General features: G+C 68.5%; 19 protein-coding genes. 3 read left to right on the top strand and 16 right to left on the bottom strand.

Annotated features, from left to right (window positions below; genetic code table 11):
- Window positions 1-2: 2 nt before the first annotated feature.
- From CH341_RS06930 to CH341_RS06920, 3 genes are all read right to left on the bottom strand, one after another.
- Window positions 3-1226 (bottom strand): FAD-dependent oxidoreductase, encoded by a 1224-nt coding sequence (locus CH341_RS06930; protein ID WP_170149507.1) that lies wholly within the window; start codon window positions 1224-1226, stop codon window positions 3-5.
- 70 nt (window positions 1227-1296) lie between these two features.
- Complete coding sequence (locus CH341_RS06925; protein ID WP_111418305.1) at window positions 1297-1593, bottom strand: GntR family transcriptional regulator; 297 nt, start codon at window positions 1591-1593, stop codon at window positions 1297-1299.
- Window positions 1594-1695: 102 nt separating this feature from the next.
- Window positions 1696-2364, bottom strand: a complete 669-nt coding sequence (locus tag CH341_RS06920; protein WP_146604401.1) for a DUF4286 family protein — start codon at window positions 2362-2364, stop codon at window positions 1696-1698.
- 79 nt (window positions 2365-2443) lie between these two features.
- Here CH341_RS06920 and CH341_RS06915 point away from each other — a divergent pair, with 79 nt between their 5' ends.
- Window positions 2444-3031: an amino acid synthesis family protein gene (locus CH341_RS06915; RefSeq protein WP_111418303.1), complete on the top strand. Its 588-nt coding sequence runs from the start codon at window positions 2444-2446 to the stop codon at window positions 3029-3031.
- A 35-nt stretch (window positions 3032-3066) separates the two neighbouring features.
- Window positions 3067-4263, top strand: a complete 1197-nt coding sequence (locus CH341_RS06910) for an amidohydrolase family protein (RefSeq protein WP_111418302.1) — start codon at window positions 3067-3069, stop codon at window positions 4261-4263.
- A 57-nt stretch (window positions 4264-4320) separates the two neighbouring features.
- On the opposite strand, the gene CH341_RS06905 is transcribed toward CH341_RS06910, so the two are convergent.
- The 3 genes from CH341_RS06905 to CH341_RS06895 form a co-directional block, all read right to left on the bottom strand.
- A complete protein-coding gene (locus CH341_RS06905) occupies window positions 4321-5307 on the bottom strand; it encodes a Bug family tripartite tricarboxylate transporter substrate binding protein (RefSeq protein ID WP_111418301.1) in 987 nt (328 codons plus the stop codon).
- Between the two features lie 117 nt (window positions 5308-5424).
- Window positions 5425-6366 carry a dihydrodipicolinate synthase family protein gene (locus CH341_RS06900; protein WP_111418300.1) on the bottom strand — a complete coding sequence of 314 codons (942 nt, stop codon included), beginning with the start codon at window positions 6364-6366 and terminating at the stop codon, window positions 5425-5427.
- Window positions 6367-6500: 134 nt separating this feature from the next.
- A complete protein-coding gene (locus CH341_RS06895; RefSeq protein ID WP_111418299.1) occupies window positions 6501-7367 on the bottom strand; it encodes an IclR family transcriptional regulator in 867 nt (288 codons plus the stop codon).
- 539 nt (window positions 7368-7906) lie between these two features.
- On the opposite strand from CH341_RS06895, the gene CH341_RS06890 reads away from it, so the two are divergent.
- Window positions 7907-9577, top strand: a complete 1671-nt coding sequence (locus CH341_RS06890) for an NAD-dependent malic enzyme (protein WP_111418298.1) — start codon at window positions 7907-7909, stop codon at window positions 9575-9577.
- A 98-nt stretch (window positions 9578-9675) separates the two neighbouring features.
- Here CH341_RS06890 and pyk read toward each other — a convergent pair whose 3' ends face one another.
- The 10 genes from pyk to CH341_RS06840 all read right to left on the bottom strand — a co-directional run bounded on the left by pyk (window position 9676) and on the right by CH341_RS06840 (window position 23288).
- Window positions 9676-11097, bottom strand: coding sequence for a pyruvate kinase (pyk, locus tag CH341_RS06885; protein WP_111418297.1), 1422 nt, complete (start codon window positions 11095-11097; stop codon window positions 9676-9678).
- 266 nt (window positions 11098-11363) lie between these two features.
- Window positions 11364-12698: an MFS transporter gene (locus CH341_RS06880; RefSeq protein ID WP_111418296.1), complete on the bottom strand. Its 1335-nt coding sequence runs from the start codon at window positions 12696-12698 to the stop codon at window positions 11364-11366.
- Window positions 12699-12936: 238 nt separating this feature from the next.
- Window positions 12937-13893: a dihydrodipicolinate synthase family protein gene (locus tag CH341_RS06875; RefSeq protein WP_111418295.1), complete on the bottom strand. Its 957-nt coding sequence runs from the start codon at window positions 13891-13893 to the stop codon at window positions 12937-12939.
- Window positions 13894-13957: 64 nt separating this feature from the next.
- The gene (locus tag CH341_RS06870; RefSeq protein WP_111418294.1) at window positions 13958-14824 is read right to left on the bottom strand and encodes an IclR family transcriptional regulator; all 867 of its coding nucleotides are present in this window, start codon (window positions 14822-14824) and stop codon (window positions 13958-13960) included.
- A 302-nt stretch (window positions 14825-15126) separates the two neighbouring features.
- Window positions 15127-15813: a response regulator gene (locus CH341_RS06865; protein ID WP_111418293.1), complete on the bottom strand. Its 687-nt coding sequence runs from the start codon at window positions 15811-15813 to the stop codon at window positions 15127-15129.
- 16 nt (window positions 15814-15829) lie between these two features.
- Complete coding sequence (locus CH341_RS06860; RefSeq protein ID WP_111418292.1) at window positions 15830-18553, bottom strand: sensor histidine kinase; 2724 nt, start codon at window positions 18551-18553, stop codon at window positions 15830-15832.
- A 30-nt stretch (window positions 18554-18583) separates the two neighbouring features.
- Window positions 18584-19192 (bottom strand): K(+)-transporting ATPase subunit C, encoded by a 609-nt coding sequence (locus CH341_RS06855; protein ID WP_111418291.1) that lies wholly within the window; start codon window positions 19190-19192, stop codon window positions 18584-18586.
- 163 nt (window positions 19193-19355) lie between these two features.
- Window positions 19356-21464, bottom strand: coding sequence for a potassium-transporting ATPase subunit KdpB (gene kdpB, locus CH341_RS06850; protein ID WP_111418290.1), 2109 nt, complete (start codon window positions 21462-21464; stop codon window positions 19356-19358).
- Window positions 21465-21484: 20 nt separating this feature from the next.
- Window positions 21485-23188: a potassium-transporting ATPase subunit KdpA gene (gene kdpA / locus CH341_RS06845; RefSeq protein ID WP_111418289.1), complete on the bottom strand. Its 1704-nt coding sequence runs from the start codon at window positions 23186-23188 to the stop codon at window positions 21485-21487.
- Between the two features lie 10 nt (window positions 23189-23198).
- Window positions 23199-23288 (bottom strand): K(+)-transporting ATPase subunit F, encoded by a 90-nt coding sequence (locus CH341_RS06840; RefSeq protein ID WP_111418288.1) that lies wholly within the window; start codon window positions 23286-23288, stop codon window positions 23199-23201.
- Window positions 23289-23410: the final 122 nt, after the last annotated feature.

Raw genomic sequence — 23410 nt, 5'->3', positions numbered from 1 at the left:
TCTCACGCGGGTTCGAGGGTCATGTCGGCCACGCGGCGCTGGCTGGCGATCATCGCGGTACGCAGCAGGAACTGGCGCGCCCGCACCGGATCGGCGGCGATCGCCCGCAGCTCGTCCAGGTTCTGGCGGCGCGTCTCGGGATCACGTGCCTCCAGCCGCTTCTTGTTGGCGATGGTCTGCTCCTGCACGAACTCCGTCGCCACGGTGCGCCGTTGCAGATCGTAGAGATCCAGCAGCGTGTCGGGCGCGCCGTCGAGCAGCAGCGCGGTCAGCTTCTCGGCCAGGTTGGCGCCGTCCTGCAGACCGCCGTTCAGGCCCATGCCGCCGATCGGATTGTTGACGTGGGCGGCGTCGCCGGCGAGCAGCACCCTGCCCTTACGGAACGTCGTCGCGACGCGCTGATGGGTGACGTAGAGGTTGCGGTGGACGATCTCGTAGGGCCGCTCGGCCGGGAAGAACTTCTGCATGCGCGCCTGCACGGCGGCGTCGCTCATCAGCTCGGCCTCCGCGATCTCAGGATCGGTCGGGAACACGCAGCGCCACAGGCCGGGCGGTCCGTTGTGCGAGACCTTGAAGCAGTTGCACCACTCGTCCGGGTCGGCCCAGTAGCTGCGGAAGCACAGGCCCCGCGAGGCCTCGAAGTCGTGCGGCGTCGTCAGCACGATGAAGCGCTCGGGCCAGGTGAAGCCCTCGAACGGAATATCGACTTGCTTACGAACGACGCTGCGGCCGCCGTCGGCGCCGATCAGATAGTCGCCGGAATGGCGCGTCACCCGGCCGTCCGGTCCGCGCACCTCGACGGCCACGGCATCGGCGGACTGTGCCGCGGTGAGCACCTCGTGACGATAGAGGATCTCGACATTCGGCCACGCGCGGAGGCGATCGAGGACGAGTTGCGCCGTCTTGAACTGCTCGCACTGGACGACGAACGGATGCTTCGTCACATCCGACAGAATGGCGTGATCGAACTCCGCGACCTTCTCGGCGCCCGGACGATCCCAGAACTGGAACTTACGGGCGACCAGGCCGACCCGGGCCATGTCGGCCGAAAGACCGTCGTCGGCGAGCAGGTCGAGGGTCGCGGGATGGGTCGTCGCGGCGCGCGGATCGGCCTGCGGGCCGTCGTTGACATCGAACAGGCGCACCGGAATTCCGCGCCGGCCGAGCAGCCACGCGCACAGCAGTCCCACCGGCCCGCCGCCGGCGATCAAAACACGCTTGTCCATCCCTGCGTCCATCCGTCTTGAGCTCGTCCGTCTTGCGCTCGTGCGTCGGTTCCGCCACGGAACGCGGCGCTCATCCTGCCTGAAGCCCTCGCAGCCGGTCGGACAGACCGTCCAGGCTCTCGCGCGCGGCGGTGGCCGCCGCCTGCACGTGGCGCGAGGCGGCGCATCTGTTCGCCCTGCGGGCGCGCACGTGATAGATGTCCTGCGCGTCCGACCAGGTGATGGCGGCGACGGACGGCCCCTTGTTGGGCGTGATGGTGACGAGCTTCTCGGCGGCGAGCTGGGTCGGCGCCTCGCGAATCGAGGGTCGTGACACACCCATGCGTTTGGCGAGCGTCGCTTCGACGAGGCGCTCGCCGGGCAGCAAGGCTTCCCGTGATGATGGCCTCGCGCAACGTCTCGGCGGCGAGCGCGCGGACCGGGACCGGCTCGCGAACGAGCTTCAGGACATCCGGTCCGCCGGCCGCCGTCATGCGGCCCTCGCCAGTTGCCGCGGGCCGAGGCGATCGAAGATCACGTAGTGGCCCTTGAACCAGGGCTCCGCGGCGAGACGGGCGCGCCACGGGGTCTCCCGCGCCTTGCGGCGGGCATCGGATTCCATCACGGCGCGATCGGCGAGATAATGAAGTGCCAGCCGGTTGAACGACTGCGGCGCGCCGTCGACGACGTCGAAGCGCCGGATGCCGAGCCAGCGCTCGTCGGAGAGGAGCAGCGGCGCGTGGTCCTGGTCGTACCACGCGTCGAAGGCGGCGCAGCGGTCCTGCGGAACAGAGAAGAAGACGGCATAGAGGACGGGCGCTTCGAGCAGCGTGTCACCGACCTGCCCAGCCTCCGAGATGGTGCGCCCGATATAGCGCGTGAACCCCGACACGGCACCGAGGATGCTGCGCGTCAGCTCCGAGGGCCGGCCCTTGATCGCGCCGTATTCCGGCGTGGCGAGCGCCTCGGGCCCGTCCATCTCGTAGACGGCCAGGTAGTTGCGGCTCGCGCCGTCGCGATAGCGCTGGGCGCTGAGGAAACCGGGCGCTCCCATACGCACCGGAATGTGCTCGCCGTCGTACCACTCGTTGAACGTCTCCTCGAGCTCCTCCGGCGGCGTCATTTCGGAGAACAGTATTCCGGGGCCCATCACGCTCATCGAGGTCTTTCCCTTGACAGATTGTCTGACGATATGAAACCTTGCCGATATGTCAACATTAGATATCGAGCAGCGCTTCATGGATTTTCCGATTCGCCGCCTCATCACCATCGTCGACGACAAGTTCGTCGATGCGGGCCGTCCCGCCGATCGGCTCCTGCGCAAGGTCGCCGTCGTCGCGGTCGTGCCCAACCCGCATGTCGGTCGCTACGTTCAGGACCTCTCGCCCATGGTCGAGGCGAGCCGCGGGATCGGCGCCCGCATGGCGGAGGCGGCGATCGCAGCACTCGGACCGCATGCGGCCGAGAGCTACGGCAAAGGCGGCATCGTCGGCCTCTCCGGCGAGCAGGAGCACGCCAACGCGCTCCTCACCACGACGTTCGCCACTCCGTTCCGCGACGCGATCGGCGACGCCCCGGCCTGGATCTCGTCGATGACCAAGGTCGCGGCGCCCGGCACGCTCATCGACGTTCCGATGAACGCCAAGACCGACGTCTACGTGCGGTCCCACTACGACGGGATGAGCCTGGTGCTGCCGGACGCGCCACTCCCTGATGAAATCGCGCTCATCTTCTGCCTCGCCAATCGCGGCCGCCTCAATGCGCGGGTCGGCGGCATGAGCTATGCAGAGTCGATCGCGGCGCAGAAAAAGCTGCAGCCGGCCTGAGCGATCGGCGCGGGCGAGTCGGAGCGAAGGGGCACATGCGGACCGGCATCACCAATATCGGTCGGATCATCAGCGGCGACCATCGCCAGCCGTTCGCCGCCGGCGACACGATCGTCTGCGACGGCGGGCGCATCGCCCATGTGGGCGAGGCTGCCGCCGAGGCGCTGCGCGGTTGCGACGTGGTGATCGACGCCGGCGGCTGCGTGGTGATTCCGGGTCTCATCGACAGCCACGTGCACATCACGTTCGGCGACTACACGCCCCGGCAGAAGACCGTCGGCTTTCTCGAGAGCTACCTGCACGGCGGAGTCACGACCGCCATCACGGCCTCCGAGGTACATGTACCGGGCCGACCCAAGGATCCGGCGGGCGTGAAGGCGCTCGCCGTCGCCGCGCGCAAATGTTTCCTCGACTATCGGCCCGGCGGCATGCGGGTCCATGCCGGCGCCGTCATCCTCGAGCCCGGACTCACGCGCGCCGATCTGGCCGAGATCCGCGCGGAGGGCGTGTGGCTCGCCAAGGCCGGCTTCGGCGCGTTCCCGACGCCGTTCGGCTACGAGGAGCAGATCGCCTGGGCGCGCGAGCTCGGCATGGTGACGCTGGTGCACACCGGCGGCTCGTCGATCCCCGGTTCGTCCGGCATCTGGGCGGACCATCTGCTGCGGCTGCGGCCGAACGTCTCGTTCCACACCAATGGCGGCCCGATCGCGATGCCGGACGAGGACTATCCGCGGCTGGTGAACGAATCCGACATGGCCCTGCAGGTCTGCACGGCCGGCAATCTGCGCACCACCCTGCTCTGCGCCAAGCTTCTCACGGAGGCCGCCGCACTCGATCGGCTGCTCGTCGCGACCGACACGCCGACCGGCAGCGGCATCATGCCGCTCGGCATGCTGTACACGATCTCGCATCTCGCCAGCCTGGGCGGCCTCTCTCCGGAGGTGGCGATCGCCGCCGCGACCGGCAACAACGCGCGAACCTATGGGCTGAACTCCGGCGTGATCGCGCCCGGTCGGGATGCCGATCTGGTGGTGATCGACGCCTGCGCGGGCGGCTCGAAGAACGACGCCCTCTCGGCCCTGGCGAACGGCGACATCACGGCGGTCGGCGCGGTCGTCAGCGACGGCGTGCCGCGCTTCGTCGGCCGCTCGCGCAACACGCCGCAGACGACCAGCACGGTGCGGATCGCCGAGAATCGTGTGCTGCATGATTTTTCGGGCGCCGCACATTGACGCCCGTGAGCGTCGTCCCGCCGCGCCGCGGCCCGACGCTCACGCGAACAGCCGCGGTCAGACCGGCTCGAAGTTCACCGACTGCAAAAGCTCGGTGTTTCGCTGAACGTCCTTCGCGATGAACCGCGCGAACTCGTCCGGCGTGTTGGTGACCGGCTCGATGCCGAGCTCGGCGAGCCGCCCCGTGGCGCCGAGTTCGACGGCCGCTTCGTTGCACGCCTTGTTGAGCCAGGCGACCACGTCGTTCGGCGTCCCCTTGGGCGCCCAGACACCGTACCACGAGGCGTATTCCAGGCCGGGCATTCCACTTTCTGCAGCCGTGGGAATCTCCGGCGCCAGGGCGACGCGTTTCGAAGCCGTGACGGCGAGCGCCTTGACGTTACCGCTGCGGGCCATGGGCAGAAGCGCCAGCACCGGATCGATCATCAGCTGAACGTGACCGGCGGCGACGTCGGTCAGGCCCGGCGCGGTTCCACGATAAGGCGCTATCGTCAGCTTCAGGCCGGCGAGCTTGTTGAATGCGACCGTGGCGAGATGACCGGGCGCTCCCAGGGCCGAGGTGGCGAAGGTCCACTTGTCGGGCTGATTGCGGGCGTCGGCGACCACCTCGCGGATCGTCTTGAACGGCAGGCCGGGCGCCATCACGACCAGCATGGGGGCTTCGCCGACGCGTGCGACCGGCACGAAGTCGGTGACCGGATCGTAAGGCGGGTTGCGCATCACCTGTTTCGCCATCACGTGCGTGGCGGCCGAGAACAGCAGCGTGTAGCCATCCGGGTCCGCGCTCCGCACGGCGGCGCCGCCGATCGAGCCGTTGGCCCCGCCGCGGTTCTCGACCACGACGGTGACGCCGTTCTTCTCCTTGATCTTCTCGGCCAGCAGTCGTGCGAACACGTCGACGCCGCCGCCCGGCGCGAACGGCACCACGAGCCGGATCGTGCGGTTGGGAAAGTCGGCGTTCTGCGCGCCCGCGAACGGAGCTCCGAGCGCGGTGCCGGCGGCGGCGGCGGCGGCGGTGACGAGGAAGTCGCGTCTATCCAACATGAACCTGTCCTCCAGACTGCAGGCGCTCGCGCGCGGTGGCACGGTGCCGCCCGCGTGCGGGCGGCAAGGCTGGCAGGGGGTGGCGGCGCACCCGAGACGAACGCGCCGAAAGCGGCGTCAGGCCGCAGCGCGCTGCAGCAGGCCGGCGTTACGGACGGCAGCCTCGATCGCCTTCAGCTCGTCGCCTTCGGGCAAACGGGTCGGCGGCTGGACGCGCGGCGACTTCAGGATGCCGGCCAGATACATGGCCATCTTCATCCGGGCATGGGCCCCGCCGGTCGGTTCGCCGCCGCCGTAGACCACGTCCTTCAGCGGCAGGATCCAGGCCTGGATCTGCTGCGCCTTCTTCAGATCGCCCGCCTGTACGGCGGCGTAGAGGTCGATGATCTGTTGCGGAATGAACGAGGCGAAGCCGACCAGCGCGCCGTCGACGCCCTGGACCATGGAGGCGAGCAGGTACTCGTCGTGGCACGTCACCACCGTCACGCTCGGATCGGCGGCCTTGATCGTCATCAGGTCGCGCGCGTACTTGTTCATGTCGCGCGTGCCGACCTTCATGCACTTCACCCACGGCAGGCGGGCGAGCTGGGCGAGGGTCTCGAAGCTGTAGGACGCACGCGTCCAGGCCGGATAGATGTGCACCACCTGATCGAGGCCGGAGGCCTCGCCGATCGCCGTGAAGTAGTCGACGACATTGTTGGGCTGCTCCATGCCGAACCGCAGCCAGCCGTGCGGCGGCATCACGAGCAGACCGGTGGCGCCCGCCTCGCGCGCCATCACGGCATGCTCGGCCGCCTCGGCGATGCCTTCGCAGCACAGGCCCGAGATCACCGGAAGCTTGCCCTTCACCTCGTCGGCGACGATGCGGGTCACCTCGGCGCGCTGCTTGCCGGTGAGCGCGAACACCTCGCCGGTGTGGCCGTTGGTCACCAGGCCGCCGATGCCATGGTGGCTCGCCAGCCAGCTCGAGAACTTGCGCAGCTCCGGCTCGTCGATGGCGAGCTTGTCGGTGAACGGGCATTGCAGAGCCGGAAAGATGCCTTTGTACACGGCAGCCATGTGATTCTCCCTGTGGTCGTCGGGGGTGGAAGACCCCGGCCTGTTCGGTCCGGGACGCGGCAGTGCAGGACGCGCAGTACAGGAATGGGCAGTGCAGGAACGGCAGTGCGGGGAACGCAGGTGATCCGAACGGATCAGCGACCGGCGACGAAGCTGGTGCTGCCGATCGCTTCCTGGGCACGGGCAATCTGGCGCGCCGCTTCCAGCATGGGAGCGAGCGCACGGGTCTTCAGATCCTCGTCGGACGACTGGATCGCGGGGGCGACGACGCTGATCGCGCCGGTCGCCCAGCCGTCGACGCCGATCACCGGAACGGCGAGCAGACGCAGGCCGACCGTGACGGCAGATTCCTCGACCACGTGGCCGTCCCGGCGGATCGCCGCGAGCATCGCGTCGAGCTCGGCCCGATCGGGCGCCCGGACCGACGGCGTCGGGTGACGCGGCGTCGCCGCCAGGGCGCGCTCCACCCGGGCTTCGGGCAGGAAGGCCAGGATGGCGCGGCCGATCGAGGTGCGATGCGCCTGCATGGTCGTGCCGATCCGGATGTCGACGCCGAGCCGCGTGAAGCCGGCGCGTACGCGCTCGATGTAGAGCACGTCGCCGGCTTCCAGCACCGCGAAGCTGGCCGCCTCGCTGACCTCGTCGACGAGCGTCTGCAGAAGAGGTCGCACCAGGGCGCGCAGATCCTTGTGCGCGATCGCGTTGAAGCCGAGGTCGAGCACCTTGAGGGACAGCCGGAAGCGCCGGCTCTCCGGGATCCGTGCGACGTAGCCGAGCGCGACCAGGGTGTTGAGCATGCGGAACGTGGTGCCCGCATCGAGCCCCGACGCGGCGGCGACTTCGCTCAGCGTCATTTCCTCGGCGTCACCCGAGAATGCCTCGAGCACGCGCAGCCCTTTGGCGAGCGACTGGACGGAGCTTTTCGCCTCCTTGGGATCGAGGCGAGGAAAGCCGACCACCGATGTCGACGGGGTCCGCGCGGACTTGGCACGGATGGTCATGGCCGCTTCCTCGTTTCGGATCGCGAAGTTGTTTTCGCGTTATTGGTGTCAACGTAGCGAACTGCCCCAATACTGTCAACGCGGGGAGGCCGGGGCAAATACGTAGGAGGCACCATCGGTCCGCATGCCGGCATCACTCGGCCGTACCGCGGCCGATCGCGGGGCGTCCCTCCGCATGCCCGCAAAGCCAGCATCCTGCACATCCAGAGATCACGCGGCGTCGCGCATACCGGATCCGCTCGTCCCAAAGCGATTTTGCACATCTCCGAGAAAAGTTGATGCCCTGATGCGCCACGATCGTGGTAGATCGCTCCCGGGCGAACGCATATGCGTTCGCCGAAGGGTCGACGACGCGCGGCCGCAGCGTGAAAGCACTCCCTGCGGTTCTGATCAGATGATCAGCCTGCCGTTCTGTTCGATCTGATACGAGCGTCCCGTGGACGTCCCATGGTGCTCGTGTCGGCTTCACGCCCGGCCGGTCCGGATGCGAAGTCCAGCGAAACGTCAAAATCGAGCACGCAGAGGCGTCAGGAGCAGCGATGCGCAACGTCAATCGATTCGGATACGAGCTGTTCAGCGATCCGATCCTCAACAAGGGCACAGCGTTCACGGAAGCCGAGCGGGACGCGTTCGCGCTTCACGGACTGCTTCCGCCGCACATCGCGACCCTCGATCAACAGGTCGAGCGCCGGATGACAGCCTTCCGGAACCTTCAGGACGACCTCGCCCGCTACATCTTCCTGCGCGGCCTCCAGGACATCAACGAGACGCTGTATTACGCGCTGCTGACGCGGCATCTCGAGGAGATGCTGCCGATCGTCTACACGCCGACGGTGGGCCTCGGGTGTCAGCGCTTCAGCCACATCTATCGACGGCCGCGCGGCCTCTATCTGAGCCTTCCGTATCGCGACCAGATCGCCAAGATCCTCTCGCAGCCGCGTTTCGACGACGTGCAGACGATCGTCGTCACCGACGGCGAGCGCATCCTGGGCCTCGGCGATCTCGGCGCCGGCGGCATGGGCATTCCGATCGGGAAGCTCGCGCTCTACACTGCGGCGGGCGGCATCGATCCGTCGCGCACGCTGCCGATCACGCTCGACGTCGGCACCGACAACCAAGCCCTGCGCGATGATCCGCTCTATATCGGCTGGCGGCACGAGCGGGTACGTGGCGCCGAGTACGAGGAGTTCGTCGAGGCCTTCGTGTCGGCCGTCGAGGCCCGCTGGCCGCACGTCCTGCTGCAATGGGAAGACTTCGCCGGTCCCAATGCCAGCCGTTTCCTGGACCGATACCGCGACCGACTGTGCACGTTCAACGACGACATCCAGGGTACGGCCGCGGTGGTGTGCGGCACCCTGCTCTCCGCCCTCTCGGCGGCCCGCCAGGATCTACGCGACCAGACCGTCGTCATGGTCGGATCCGGCGGCGCCGGCTCGGGAATCGCCGGCCTGCTGGTGAAGGCCATGGTCGAGGCCGGCATCCCCGAGGAGGAGGCGCGCCGCCGATTCTATCTCACCGGCAGCCGTGGCCTGCTGGTCGAAGGAAGCAACCGCCTGCAGCCTTATCAGGTGCCGTTCGCGCAGCCGCGGTCGCGCGTCGCCGACTGGACGGTCGAGAACCGCGAGGCCATCGGGCTCGAGGAGGTGATCCGTCACGCCCGTCCGACCATGCTGATCGGCGTCAGCGGACAGGCCGGCCTGTTCAGCGAGGCGGTCGTGCGCGAGATGGCGAAGCACGTCGACCGGCCCGTGATCTTCCCGCTGTCCAACCCGACCTCGCAGAGCGAGGCGGTTCCGGCCGACCTGATGGCGTGGACCGGCGGCCGCGCCGTGATCGGCACCGGAAGCCCGTTCGCGCCGGTGTCGGTCGGCGGCGTGCAGAAGCGTGTCGACCAGGTCAACAACGCCTACATCTTCCCCGGCCTGGGGCTCGGCATCGTCACCGCCAAGGCGCGGCGCGTGACCGACACGCTGTTCCTCACCGCGGCCCGCACGCTCGCGGAGATGTCGCCGTCGCGGCTCGATCCGAACGCACCCCTGCTGCCGCCGGTCAGCGCGCTGCGCGAGGTCTCGGCGAAGATCGCCCTCGCGGTGGCGCTGCAGGCCCACCGCGAAGGCCTCGCGCCGGACTTCGACGTCGACAATGCCGAGCGCCTGATCGCCGAGGCGATCTGGGAGCCGCAATACAAGACCTACCACCGCGCCGCGTGAGCCGGCGGCAGGCCTGAAACGCGAACGGAGCGGACCTCGGTCCGCTCCGTTTTGCTGTGGGAAGACCGAAGCGTCCGCGCGCGGCCGCCCGGCCCGTCTCAGCCGTGCGGGATGGTCACGACCCGGATGTTGTTCGTCGTGCCGGCCCGCCCGAACGGAACGCCGGCGACGATGACGATGCAGTCGCCGGCCGCCGCGAACTCCTCTTTGCGGGCCGTCGACGCGCCGCGCTCGACCATCTCCTCGTACGAGACGACGTCGCCCGAGAGAGCCGCGTGGACGCCCCACAACAAGGTCATGCGGCGGGCCGTCGACTGATGCGGCGTGATCGCCAGGATCGGCAGGCCCGGGCGCTTGCGCGCGATGCGCGTCGCGGTCGTGCCCGAGGACGTGAAGGCGACGATCACGGGCGCCTCGACCGTCTCGGCCAAGTCGGCCGCCAGCGCCGCGACGGCGTGCGGCGGCGTCTGCTCGTTGTCCGGCTGCGAGGCCTGGACGATGGAGCGGTAGAGCTTGTGCGATTCCGTCGCCCGGATGATCCGGTCCATCATCGCGACGGTCTCGACCGGATAGCTCCCGGTCGCCGATTCCGCCGAGAGCATGACGGCATCGGCGCCGTCGTAGATGGCGGTGGCGACGTCGGAGGCCTCGGCACGCGTCGGGGTCGGCGCGCCGACCATGGAATCGAGCATCTGGGTCGCGACGATGACGGGCTTGGCCGCCTGGCGGCACGCCCGGACGAGCTCCTTCTGGCGGCCCGGAACATCCTCGTGCGGGATCTCGACGCCGAGATCGCCGCGCGCCACCATGACGCCGTCGGACAGTCTCAGGATGTCGTCGATGCTCTCGATCGCGGCGGGCTTCTCGATCTTGGACACCAAGCCGGCGCGATCGCCGATCAGCCCGCGCGCCTCGATCACGTCGGACGGCTTCTGCACGAAGGACAGCGCGACCCAGTCGACGCCGAGCGACAGGCCGAATTCGAGATCCTTGCGATCCTTCTCGGTGAGCGGCGAGACGTTGAGGATCGTGCCGGGCAGGTTCACGCCTTTGCGGTTGGAGATCACGCCGCCCAGGATCACCTGCGCATCGATGAAGTCGGACGTGATTCCGGTGACGCGCACCCGCACGCGCCCGTCGTCGATCAGGAGATCGTGGCCCGGAACGACGGCTTCGAAGATTTCAGGATGCGGCAGCGGAATCGACTGGGCCGTGCCGTCCTGCCCGTGACGGACGAAGCGGATCTTCTCGCCGGCCGCCACCTTGATGCTGCCGCCCTGGATGGTGCCGACGCGGATCTTCGGGCCCTGCAGATCCTGCAGGATGCCGATCGTCGATCCGGTATCGGCCTCCAGGGCCCGGATCGCGGCGTGCACCTTGGCGTGATCGTCGTGCGAGCCGTGGCTGAAATTCAGTCGGAACGTGTCGACGCCGGCGAGAAACAGGGCGCGGAGAGCCTCCGGACTCGAAGAGGCGGGGCCGATCGTGGCGACGATCTTGGCACGGCGAAAGCGGCGCATGGGAAGGATGCCTTGTCTGGTCGATTCCGGAGCGTTCATACCCCGAGCACATGTCAGCGGCATGTGCCCTGCGGACCGCCGCTCCGGCAAGTCCCAATCACGAGAGCGGGGCCGAGGGGCGGCAATCCGGGTATGATGCCCTCGCATAGGGCGAACATTGAATCACTTGATACCAGAAATGGGGCTTCGTTGAGGTGATAATTTCTTAATAGAGACGACTGTTGAAGGCGGCCGGCCCGGGAGGGGTCGACCGCCTTCCTCGGTTCTCAGGGCGAGAGCTCCTCGAGCACGCGGCCCTTGGTCTCGATGGCCAGCAGAGTCGTGACGATCCCGCCGACCACCGCCACGGCGGCGAAGGCGGCGAACACGTAGCGGATGCCGAAATCGGCCATCAGGAAGCCGACCATGATGGGCCCGATCGAGGAGCCCGCCCGCAGCCAGGCGCTTCCCATGCCGGTCCCGATCGCCCGCAGGCGCGTCGGATATAGCTCGGCCGAATAGAGATAGAGCGAGAAGGCTATGGTCTGCAGGATCGCGTAGACGATCGTGGCGAGGACCAGCACCTGCACGGCCGAGGTGCCGCCGAGGAACGCGAGCATCAGCAGCGGGATCGTCGCCAGGAAGAACGCGGCGATGTACCATGGCCGGCGGCCGACCTTGTCGATCAGCAGCGCGCAGGCGATCGAGGCGAGCACGCCGACGGCCGAGGTGGTCCAGCCGTAGGCGAGCGACGTCTGCAGCGGCAGCTTGAACACCGAGCGATAGAGGGTCGGCAGCCAGGTGATCATGCCGTTGTTGATCATGTAGGCGCAGACCCACAGCGCCCAGATGGTCAGGGTACGCTTGAGATAGATGCCGCGGAACAGCTCGCGCCAGTCCGACTGGGCGGTCGCCTTCGGATCGACCGGACGCACCACCGGCGCGGGCAGCACGCCGCCCCGCTTGGTGATGTCCTTCTCGAGCATCTCGACGACGGCGTCGGCCTCGGCGATGCGCCCCTTCGAGGCGAGCCAGCGGGGGGATTCCGGCATCATCCAGCGCAGCGGGATGGTGAGCACCGAGGGAACGAGCCCGACGATGAACATCGCTTTCCAGCCGTAGATCGGCACCAGGAAGTAGCCGATCATCCCGGCGAACATCAGGCCTATCGGGAAGATCACCTCGTAGAGGAGGAAGAAGCGGCCACGCTTCTTGGCGCCGATGAACTCGTTGATGTAGGCGCTCGCCACCGGCACCTCGGCACCCGTGCCGATGCCCTGAAAGAAGCGGAACACCATCATGGACACGCCGCTCCAGGCGAACAGGCAGGCGATGTCCATCGAGACGAACATGAGGATGGTGAACATGAGGACGTGCAGACGGCCGACTTTCTCCGCGAGCCATCCGAAGAAGATGGCGCCGACGAGCTGACCGACATAGCCGGCCGAGATGATGAGTCCGACCTCGGAGGGGGAAAGCTTCCACTCGCTGACCAGCGCCGGCATCGCGAAGGCGATGGCCAGCACCGTGTAGGCGTCGAAGAAGGTGGCGATGCCGACGATGACGCGGATGAGCATCAGGCGGCGGGACACGGGAAGTCGCTCGATCCGAGCGACCAGCATCTGAATGGCTTCGGGAGATGCTTGACCGGCGGCCGGCTGGACTGCCGGCGTTGCGGTCTTTGCGCCCGCGATGGCGTGAGCGGTCATTGGGAACCCCTGTGGTCGCGGAGTGGGCTCGCCGGGGGATGGAGAAGAACTCGCGAGCCTGCGGGGCCGGGCGGCGCATGCCGCCGCCCGGCAGTCGTCGCGTAGACCAGGAGAGACGCGACGCCGCCGGGCGACGTCGCTGCTCTCGCCCTCAGGCCGCGATCGCGGCGGGCTTGTCGCTGACCAGGCCGGCCGACTTCATGGCCTCGGCGATCTCGACGTCGGCGCCCGGCTGCAGCGGCAGCAGAGGGGTGCGGACAGTCGCATGATCGAGGATGCCGCGGGTGACCAGGGCGTGCTTGAGCGCCACGGTGCCTTCCATGTGCGAGCCGCGGTGATAGACGGCCTTGGTCACCGGCAGCAGGCGATCGTGCAGGGCGCGGGCCTTGACATAGTCCTGCGCCTTGCCGGCCTCGATGAGGGCGATCAGCAGCTCGGGCGCGATGTTACCGTAGCCGACCAGCGCGCCGTCGACGTCGAACATCGTGTGCAGCAGATACTCGTCGTGGCAGGTGAGGACCTGCAGGTCCGGATTGGCCTTGCGGATCACCGGGATTTCGGTGTCCCAGCGGCGCATGTTGCGCACGCCGTTCTTCATCGCGAACACGCCCGGCTGCGCGGCGATCTCCATCAGAGTGTCGAGATTGTAGGTCGCCTTGGTCACGTCCGGATACTGGAACAGGATCAGCGGCAGGCCGGACTCTTCGTAGACGGCCTTGTAGCGGTCCTGCGGGGCGCCCTTCTGATAGCCGAAGCGCAGCCAGCCGTGCGACGGATACAGCAGGCCGGCCTTGGCGCCGGCCTTCATGGCACGCTTCGCCTCCTGAGCGGCGACGCCGGTGCCTTCGAGCGTGATGCCGGCGATGACGGGGACGCGGCCGTCCGTCGACTTCACGAAGCTCTCGATCACCGAGGCCTGCTCGTCGGCGGTGAGGAACGTGCCTTCGCCGGCATGACCGAGGACGACGAGGCCCTTCACGCCCTTGAAGCTGCCGAGCCAGGAGCCCAGGCGGAGGATGGCGGCGTGATCGATCGCGCCGTCGCGGGTGAACGGAGTGACCGGCGCGGGAACGAGGCCCCGGAGGTCGATTTTGTTCTTGGTCGACATCGCATTCTCCTTTTGAGATCGGTTCAGGGGGGACGCAGCGAACGTCGCCGGATGGCGACGGAGTTCAGGACGCGGCGACGAAGCTGGTGCTTCCGTTCGCCTCTTGGGCACGGGCGATGTGGCGCGCGGCCGCCCGCATCGGCTCCAGGGCGCGCGCCTTCAGATCGTCGTTGGACGATTGGGTCGTCGGCGCCACGACGCTGATCGCGCCGGTCGCCCAGCCGTCGGCGCCAACCACGGGAACGACGAGAAGCCGCAACTCGGTGGACAAGGCGGACGCCTCGAGCAGATAGCCGTCCGCCCGGATGGCGGCCAGGATGGGATCGAGGCTGGCGCGATCGACCGGCCTGACGGTCGGCATCGGATGGCGGGGCGGCGCGGCGAGCGCGCGCTCCAGCCGGCTCTCCGGCAGGAAGGCGAGGATCGCGCGGCCGATCGAGGTGCGGTGCGCCTGCATGGTCGTGCCGATGCGGATGTCGACGCCGAGCCGGGTGAAGCCGGCGCGCACGCGCTCGATGTAGAACACGTCGCCGTCTTCCAGCACGGCGAAGCTCGCCGCCTCGCTCACCTCGTCGACCAGCGACTGGAGCAGCGGCCGCACCGTGGCGCGCAGATCGCGGTGCGCGATCGCGTTGAAGCCGAGGTCCAGGACCTTGAGCGAGAGTCGGAACCGGCGGCTTTCCGGGATCCGCGCCACGTAGCCGAGGGCGACCAGGGTGTTGAGCATGCGGAACGTGGTGCCGGCGTCGAGCCCGGATGCGGCGGCGATCTCGCTGAGGGTCATCTCGTCGGCGCCGGTCGAGAAGCACTCGAGCACGCGCAATCCCTTCGCCAGCGACTGGACGGAGTTCTTGGCCTCCTTCGGATCGAGGCGCGGAAGCCCGACCGTCGGGCTCGGGGAGAACGGCATCGACTTTGCGGGAAGAGCCATGGCAGTCGCCGTCTTTCGGATTGCGGAATTACTTCCGGATTGCGATCACCCTATGACAGGGTTCGGAGGGCGGTCAATACGCAGTCCTCCGGGCAAGGCCGAATGCGATCGGCGCGATCGTCGAACAAGAAAGAAGGGGAAATTCAGCGCGCGCGTAGCGGCGTCCGCTTGGGCAAGAGCAACTTGTTACCGAGCGTCCTGATCAGGTCAGACCGCCGATGACGCAATCGTGAGGATGGTTGCGGCGCAGCATCACGGCGAGAGGCCGATCCTGTCCGGTGCGCCGAAGCAGACGGCGGTGTTCAGTCCGGGGCGCGCAGCCGGTAGCCGACTCCGGTCTCGGTCAGCACATAGTGCGGCCGCTCCGGATCCGCCTCGATCTTCTGACGAAGCTGGCGGACATAGACGCGCAGATACTGCGCGTCCGTGTAGTCGTCCCACAGCCGGCCGAGCAGGAACCTGTGGGTCAGCACCTTGCCGGCATGCAGCACCAGCAGGCGCAGCAGGTCGTACTCCTTGGGCGACAGCTTGATGTCGCGCTCGCCGACCCGGACGATCCGACGCACGAGATCGACGGTCAGATCGCCGAGCCGGAACACCGGGCGCTCGCCCTGCGCCTGGAGCCGATGCCGCAGCGCCGCCCGCATGCGGGCCAAGAGCTCGTCCATGCCGAACGGCTTGGTCACGTAGTCGTCGGCGCCGAGATCGAGGGCCTGCACCTTGCCGGCCTCGTCGTCGCGGCTCGACAGCACCACGACGGGAACGCCTTCGTCCTTCGACCGGATGGCCTGCAGAAGCTCGAGCCCGCCGATGTCGGGCAGCCCGAGGTCGAGAATGATCAGCTCCGGCTTGTCCGCGAGAAGCGCGAGCGCCGCCTTGCCGGTGCCGGCCTCGAGCACCTCGTATCCGCGCGTGCCGAGCCCCATCCGCAGGAGCTTGCGGATGGGCGGCTCGTCGTCGATCACCAGAACCTTCGTCGCAGCGCTCATGCGGCCGTCCCGACACTCATGCGTTCGTCTCCAGGCGCGGCGATCCGTCCGGCACCGGCATCACGATGGTGAGCACGGCCCCCGGCCGATCCGACCGGTTCGCCGCCGTCAGGCTGCCGTTCATGGCCTCGACGAAGCCGCGCGCGATGGCGAGGCCGAGGCCCGTCCCGGCCCGCACATGGTCGCCCTTGCGGGCGCGGTAGAACTTCTCGAACACGCGCTCGACGTCGGCGGCGGGAATCCCCGGCCCCTCGTCGATCACCTGCAGGCGGACCGTGCCGCCCTCCCGCCTGGCGACGACCCGAACCGTCGTGCCGTCGGGCGCGTATTTGGCGGCGTTGTCCAGCAGATTGAACAGGGCCTGCTCGAACAGCACCGCATCGAGCGCCAGCATCGGCAGCTCGGGCTCGATCTCGACCGCGACGCGATGGCCGGCGAGAATCTTGTCCGCCCGGCGCAGCGCGCTGCCGACGATCTCGCCGAGATCGTACAGCCCAGCATTGGGCGCGACGGCACCCGACTCCAGCCGCGTCATGTCGAGCAGATTGGCGATGAAGCGGTTGAGCCGTTCGGACTCTGCGATGACGGTGGCGAGCAGCTCGGTCTTCTGCGACGCCGTCAGGGCGTCGGAGAGATCGCGCAGCGTCCCGGCGGCGCCCAGCACAGCGGCGAGCGGCGTCTTCAGGTCGTGCGAGATCGAGGTGAGAAGCGCGGTGCGCAGCCGGTCCGTCTCCATGGTGCGCTTCGCCCGCTCCATGTCCTCCACGAGACGCACCCGCTCGATGGCGAGCGCCCCCTGATCGATCAGCGCGTCCAGCAGGCGGCGGGTGTCGGGCGTCAGCAGCGGGCCCGGCTTGTCGCTGTCGATGCCGAGCACCCCGAGCGGCCCGCGTCCGGTCCGCATCGGCAGGAACAACCGCCGGGCGCCCGGCAGGGTGTCGGAGCCGCGGCCGGCCGGACGGTCGCTGTCCCAGGCCCAGGCGGCCGCCGCCAGATCCTTGTCGTCGAGACGGTCCTCCGGCGGATAGCCCGCCTTCACCTCGATGCGTCCGTTCTCGGGCAGCAGCAGCACGACCCGTACCTTTAGCATCAGGGCGATCTGATAGGCCGTCGCCCACAGCACGTCGTCGAGCGTTCCGACGCCGGCGAGCTTGCGGCTGAAGCTGTAGAGCTGCTCGGTGTCGCGCGCCCGGTCCATCGCCAGGACGGCCTGCATCCGCACCCGTGCCGCGACGTTGGAGATCACCACGGCCAGCACGGTGAAGAAGAAAAAGGCCGCGACATTGGTCGGGTCGGCGATCGTGAAGGTGTAGAGCGGCGGCAGGAAGAAGAAGTTGTAGCACAGCGAGCCGAGGGCGCTGGCGAGCAGCGACGGCAGCAGACCGCACCGCACTGCGACTCCGACGACGGCGGTGAGAAAAACGAGATCGACGTTCTCGATCCCGAGATAGGGGTGAATGACGAGCCCGACCGCCAGGGCCACGGCGACCGCCGCGACCGCGATGGCGTAGCTCTTCAGATCGGTCGCCGGCCGGCGCCCTTCGGTCGCGACCGTCTTCTTCGGCACCGGATCTCCGGAGAGGTCGTCGCCCGCGATCACATGCACGCTGATGTTGCCGGCCCGGCGCACCAGATCGTGCACCACCGAGCCGTGCAGCATCTCGAACCAGCGCGACCGGCCCGACTTGCCGACGACGATCTGGGTGACGTTGTTGGCCTGGGCCCAGCGCACGATGTCGTCCGCGATGCGCCGGTCGCTACCCGGGATCGTCACCGCGTCGCCGTCCAGTGCCACCGCGAGCCGCAGCGTGTCGGCGATGCGATCGCGCGCGACCTCGTCGAGCTGACGGCTCTCGCGGCCTTCGATGACGAGCGCCGTGAACGGTCCGTGCAGCCGGTCGGACAGGCGCTTGGCGTAGCGCACCAGGCCGGCGCTGCGCGGGTCCTCCGACACGCACACCAGCACGCGCTCGCCGGCCGCCCACGGGCCCGAAATGGCGCGCGCCTGCATCTGGCTGAGGAGCTGGTCGTCGACCCGCTCGGCCGTGCGGCGCAGCGCCAGCTCGCGCAACGCGGTCAGCTTCTCCGGGACGAAGAAATGCTCCAGCGCCCGCTCGGCCTGGCGCGGGATGTAGACCTTCCCGTCGCGCAGGCGCTGGATCAGGTCGTCCGGCGTGAGATCGATCAGCTCGATGGCGTCGGCGCGGTCGAACACCGAGTCCGGCACCGTCTCGCGCACCCGCACGCCGGTGATCTGCGCGACGACGTCGTTGAGACTCTCGATGTGCTGGATGTTGACCGTGGTGTAGACGTCGATCCCGGCCTGGAGCAGCTCCGCCACGTCGAGATGGCGCTTCGGATGGCGGCTGCCGGTCGCATTGGTGTGGGCGAGCTCGTCGACCAGCACCAGCCGCGGACGCCGCGCCAGAATGGCGTCCAGGTCCATCTCGGCGAGGTCTTGCCCGCGATACGCGACGGCGCGCGGCGGCACCACCGCGAGGCCCTGGAGGAGCGCTTCGGTCTCGGCGCGGCCATGCGTCTCGACCACGCCGACGACGACATCGACGCCGTCCTTCGCCTTGGCGCGTGCGGCCTCCAGCATCGCATAGGTCTTGCCGACCCCGGGTGCGGCGCCGACGAAGATCTTCAGCCTGCCGGCACCGCCCTCCTCCCGCCGCACCACGTCGAGCAGCGCGTCGGGCGACGGACGGTTCGACGGATCGCGGCGGGGATCGGCCATGGCGCCATCATATCACCGGGTGCGGCCCCGTCACCGGCCGGCCGCCGCTCGGTCCAGCACCAGGTTGAGCGCCAGCACGTTCACGCGCGGCTCACCGATCAGGCCGAGCAGCCGGTCCTGGACCTGGCTCTCGACCAGCCGCCGCACCTGCTCCTCCGGCAGGCCGCGAGCGGCCGCGACCCTCGGCACCTGAAACAGCAGCGCCGCCGGTGAGAGGTCCGGATCGAGGCCGCTGCCCGAGGTGGTGACGAGGTCCACCGGCACGGCGGCTCCGGGGTTCTCCTTGCGGAGGGCGGTCATGTCGACCTCGAGCCGGTCGGCCAAGACCTTGCTGGTCGGCCCGAGATTGGAGCCCATCGAGTTGGAGGCGTTATAGGGCGCCGGCACGCTCTTGCTCGGATCCTCCGGGTCCGCCGCCGTGGTGGCCGACGGGCGCCCGTGGAAGTACCGGTCGCCGGTGAAGGACTGGCCGATCAGGCTGGACCCGACCACCTTGCCCTCGATCGTGATCAGGCTTCCCGCAGCCTGGCTGGGAAACAGCACGCCGGCGATGCCGGTCATGGCGAGCGGGTAGACGAGCCCGGTGAGGACCGTGAGGCCGAACAGAAGGACGAGGGCAGGACGGATGTCGCGAAACATGTTCGAAATCCTTCAGACGAGTGCTTATTGACCGTCCTCCCGAGGTGCCCGGCGAAGCCGGGTCTCGAAGGATGCCGGCCCGGGCCGTCGCCCTTCGAGGGCCGCGCGCCTGCGCGTCGCGCAACCGCGCAACCACCTGAGGATGGCGGAGAGAGACCTCACCTCACACCAGGTGCAGGGCCGAGACGGCGAGGTCGATGATCTTGATCCCGGCGAACGGGATGATCACGCCGCCGAGGCCGTAGACCAGCAGGTTCCGGCGCAGCAGCGCGGCCGCGCCGACGGCGCGGTAGCGCACGCCCTTCAGCGCCAGCGGAATCAGCGCCACGATGATCAGGGCGTTGAACACGATCGCCGACAGGATGGCGCTCTGCGGGCTCGCCAGCCCCATCACGTTCAGAGCGCCGAGCTGCGGATAGACGGCGACGAAGATCGCCGGGATGATGGCGAAGTATTTCGCGACGTCGTTGGCGATCGAGAAGGTGGTCAGCGCGCCGCGCGTCATCAGGAGCTGCTTGCCGATCTCGACCACCTCGATGAGCTTGGTGGGATTGGAATCGAGATCCACCATGTTGCCGGCCTCGCGTGCCGCCTGGGTGCCGGTGTTCATGGCGACGCCGACATCGGCCTGCGCCAGGGCCGGCGCGTCGTTGGTGCCGTCGCCGCACATCGCGACCAGCTTGCCCTTGGCCTGCTCCTCGCGGATCAGCCGCAGCTTGTCCTCCGGGGTCGCCTGGGCGAGGAAATCGTCGACGCCGGCCTCGGCCGCGATAGCGGCCGCCGTCATCGGGTTGTCGCCCGTGATCATCACGGTGCGGATGCCCATGCGGCGGAGCTCGGCGAAGCGCTCGCGAATGCCGCCCTTGACCACGTCCTTGAGCTGCACGATGCCGAGCAGCCGTCCGTCCCTCGCCACCGCGAGCGGCGTGCCGCCCGCCTTGGCGATCTCCTCGGAGAGGGCGCGGATGTCCCGCGAGGCCTCCTGGCTGACGGCGGGCTGCAGGCTGCGCAGCGTGCTGCCGGCCGTCACGGCCGACGGGGTGGTGAGAAAATCGAGCACCGCGTCGACCGCGCCCTTGCGCACCCACGACGTGCCGACCTCCATGCCGCTCATCCGGCTCTGCGCCGTGAACGGGATCGGCCGACCGCCGAGGTCGGCGAGGTCGCGGCCGCGGATGCCGTAGGTCTCCTTGGCGAGGACGACGATGGAGCGGCCCTCCGGCGTTTCGTCGGCGAGCGAGGCGAGCTGCGCCGCATCGGCGAGCTCCTGCTCGCTGACGCCGCGGACCGGCCGGAACGCCGTCGCCTGCCGATTGCCGAGCGTGATCGTGCCGGTCTTGTCGAGCAGCAGCGTGTCGACGTCGCCGGCCGCCTCGACGGCATGGCCGGACATCGCCAGCACGTTGAAACGCAACAGCCGGTCCATGCCGGCGATGCCGATGGCCGACAGCAGCGCGCCGATCGTGGTCGGAATCAGGGTGACGAACAGTGCCACCAGGACCACGATCGACACCACGCCGCCCGCATAGGCGACGTAGCTCGGGATGGTCGCGACCGCGACGACGAAGATGATGGTCATGCCGGCCAGGAGGATGTTCAGCGCGATCTCGTTCGGCGTCTTCTGGCGCGCCGCCCCTTCGACCAGCGCGATCATGCGATCCAGGAAGGTCGAGCCGGGCGCCGCCGTGATCCTCACCTTGATCCAGTCCGAGAGCACCTGCGTGCCCCCGGTGGCGGCCGAGCGGTCGCCGCCCGACTCGCGGATCACCGGCGCCGACTCGCCCGTGATGGCCGCCTCGTTCACCGAGGCGATGCCCTCGATCACCTCGCCGTCGGACGGGATCGTGTCGCCGGCCTCGACCAGCACCACGTCGCCCACCGCGAGGCCGGTGCCGGGAATCGTCTCGTAGGCGCGCCGGTCCGCCGACCGCAGGCGCTTGGCGACGCTCTCGGTCCGCGTCCGGCGCAGCGCATCGGCCTGCGCCTTCCCGCGTCCTTCGGCGACCGCCTCGGCGAAGTTCGCGAACAGCACCGTGAACCACAGCCAGAGAACGATCTGGGCCGTGAAGCCGAGGTGCGCGCCGCCGGTCGCGAGATCGCGCAGGAACAGCACCGTGGTGAGCGCGGCCACCACCTCCACCACGAACATCACCGGATTGGCGATCATCTTTCGCGGGTCGAGCTTCTTGAACGCACTGCCGAGCGCCGGCCCGACGATCCTGGGGTCGAGCAGCGCGGAGGCGGCATTGCGGGTCTGACGAGAGGCTTGCATGGGATTACTCCGAATCCTGCTCAGAACGTCGTGCCGGCCGTCATGGCCAGGTGCTCGACGACCGGGCCCAGCGCCAGCGCCGGAAAGAAGGTGAGGCCGCCGATGATCACGATGACCCCGACCAGCAGGCCGACGAACAGGCCGCCATGGGTCGGGAAGGTTCCGGCCGAGGCGGGCACGCGCTTCTTGGCGGCGAGCGCTCCGGCGATGGCCATCGCCGGAATGATCACGCAGAAGCGGCCGACCAGCATGGAGAGGCCGCCGGTGATGTTGTAGAATGGCGTGTTGCCGGTGAGGCCCGCGAAGGCCGAGCCGTTGTTGGCGGTCTGCGACGTGTAGGCGTACAGCACCTCCGAGAAGCCGTGCGGCCCCGGATTGGCGATCGAGGCCACGGCCGGCGGGAGCACGACGGCGACGGCGGTCCAGCCGAGATACATCAGCGGCAGGATCAGGATCGCCAGCATGGCCATCTTCACCTCGCGCGCCTCGATCTTCTTGCCGACATATTCGGGCGTGCGCCCGACCATAAGGCCGGCCACGAAGATCGTGACGATCACGAAGATCAGCATGCCGTAGAGGCCGGCGCCGACGCCGCCGACGATGATCTCGCCGAGCTGCATGTTGATCAGCGGAACCATGCCGCCGAGCGCCGTGAACGAATCGTGCATCGCATTGACGGCGCCGCAGGAGGCCGCCGTGGTGATCACGGCGAACAGCGACGACAGGGCGATGCCGAACCGCACCTCCTTGCCTTCCATGTTGCCGCCGTCGAGCCCGAGCGCGTTCAGCGGACCGCTGCCGGCCGCCTCGGCCCAATAGGTGACGGCGACGCCGGCCAGGAACAGCACGCCCATTGCGCCGAGCAGGGCCCAGCCCTGGCGCTGATCGCCGACCATGCGGCCGAACACGTTGGTGAGCGCCGCGCCGAGCGCGAAGATCGCGACCATCTGCACCAGGTTGGACAGCGCGGTGGGGTTCTCGAACGGATGTGCCGCGTTGGCGTTGAAGAAGCCGCCCCCGTTGGTGCCCAGCATCTTGATGGCCACTTGCGACGCCACCGGGCCGACCGCGATGGTCTGCTCGGCGCCCTCCAACGTGGTCGCCTCGACCGACGGGCCGAGCGTCTGCGGGACGCCCTGCCACACCAGGAAGAGGGTGAAGAGGATGCACAGCGGCATCAGCACGTAGAGCGTGCAGCGGACGAGATCGACCCAGAAATTGCCGATCGCGTGGGCCGACACGCGGGAGAAGCCGCGGATCAGTGCCACGGCGAGCACGATGCCGCTCGCCGCCGAGAGAAAGTTCTGGTGGGTCAGGCCGAGCATCTGCACCAGATAGGACATGGTGCTTTCGCCGCCGTAGTTCTGCCAGTTGGTGTTGGTGATGAAGCTCACCGCCGTGTTGAACGACAGCTCGGGCGGAACGGCGCTCATCTCCTGGGGATTGAGCGGCAGCCAGACCTGCAGGCGCAACAGCGCGTACAGCAGCAGAAAGCCGCCGACATGAAAGACCAGCATCGACACCGTGTAGGCGAGCCAGTCCTGCTCGCGGCTCTCGTCGATCCCGCCGAGGCGGTAGAGCACGAGCTCGACCGGGCGCAGGACGATTGACAGCGGCGTGCGCGCGCCTTCGAAGACGCGGGTCATGTACCAGCCGAGCGGGACCACCAGCGCGACCACGATCGCGCAGAAGATCAGGATCTGGATCCATCCGTTGAGGGTCATGGCGAGCCTCTCAGAACCGCTCGGGCTTCAGGAGCGCATAGGTGAGATAGATCAGCAGGCCGACCGTGACGGCCGCCGCCAGCGTGTAATCGAAGGTCATGGGGGATCTCACAGCCGCTCGCAGGCGTGGGTCAGGCCGATCGCGGCGACCAGAAAGCCCACCCCGAGCACGAGCATCACGATGTCCGACATGGAGCGCTCCTCGGCGCGGGCGCCCTCGTC

This window comes from Rhodoplanes roseus, from assembly GCF_003258865.1.
In the GTDB taxonomy this organism is placed as follows: Bacteria; Pseudomonadota; Alphaproteobacteria; order Rhizobiales; family Xanthobacteraceae; genus Rhodoplanes; species Rhodoplanes roseus.
Note: the sequence above shows the minus strand (reverse complement) of the source record. Positions and strands in the feature narration are given on the sequence as shown.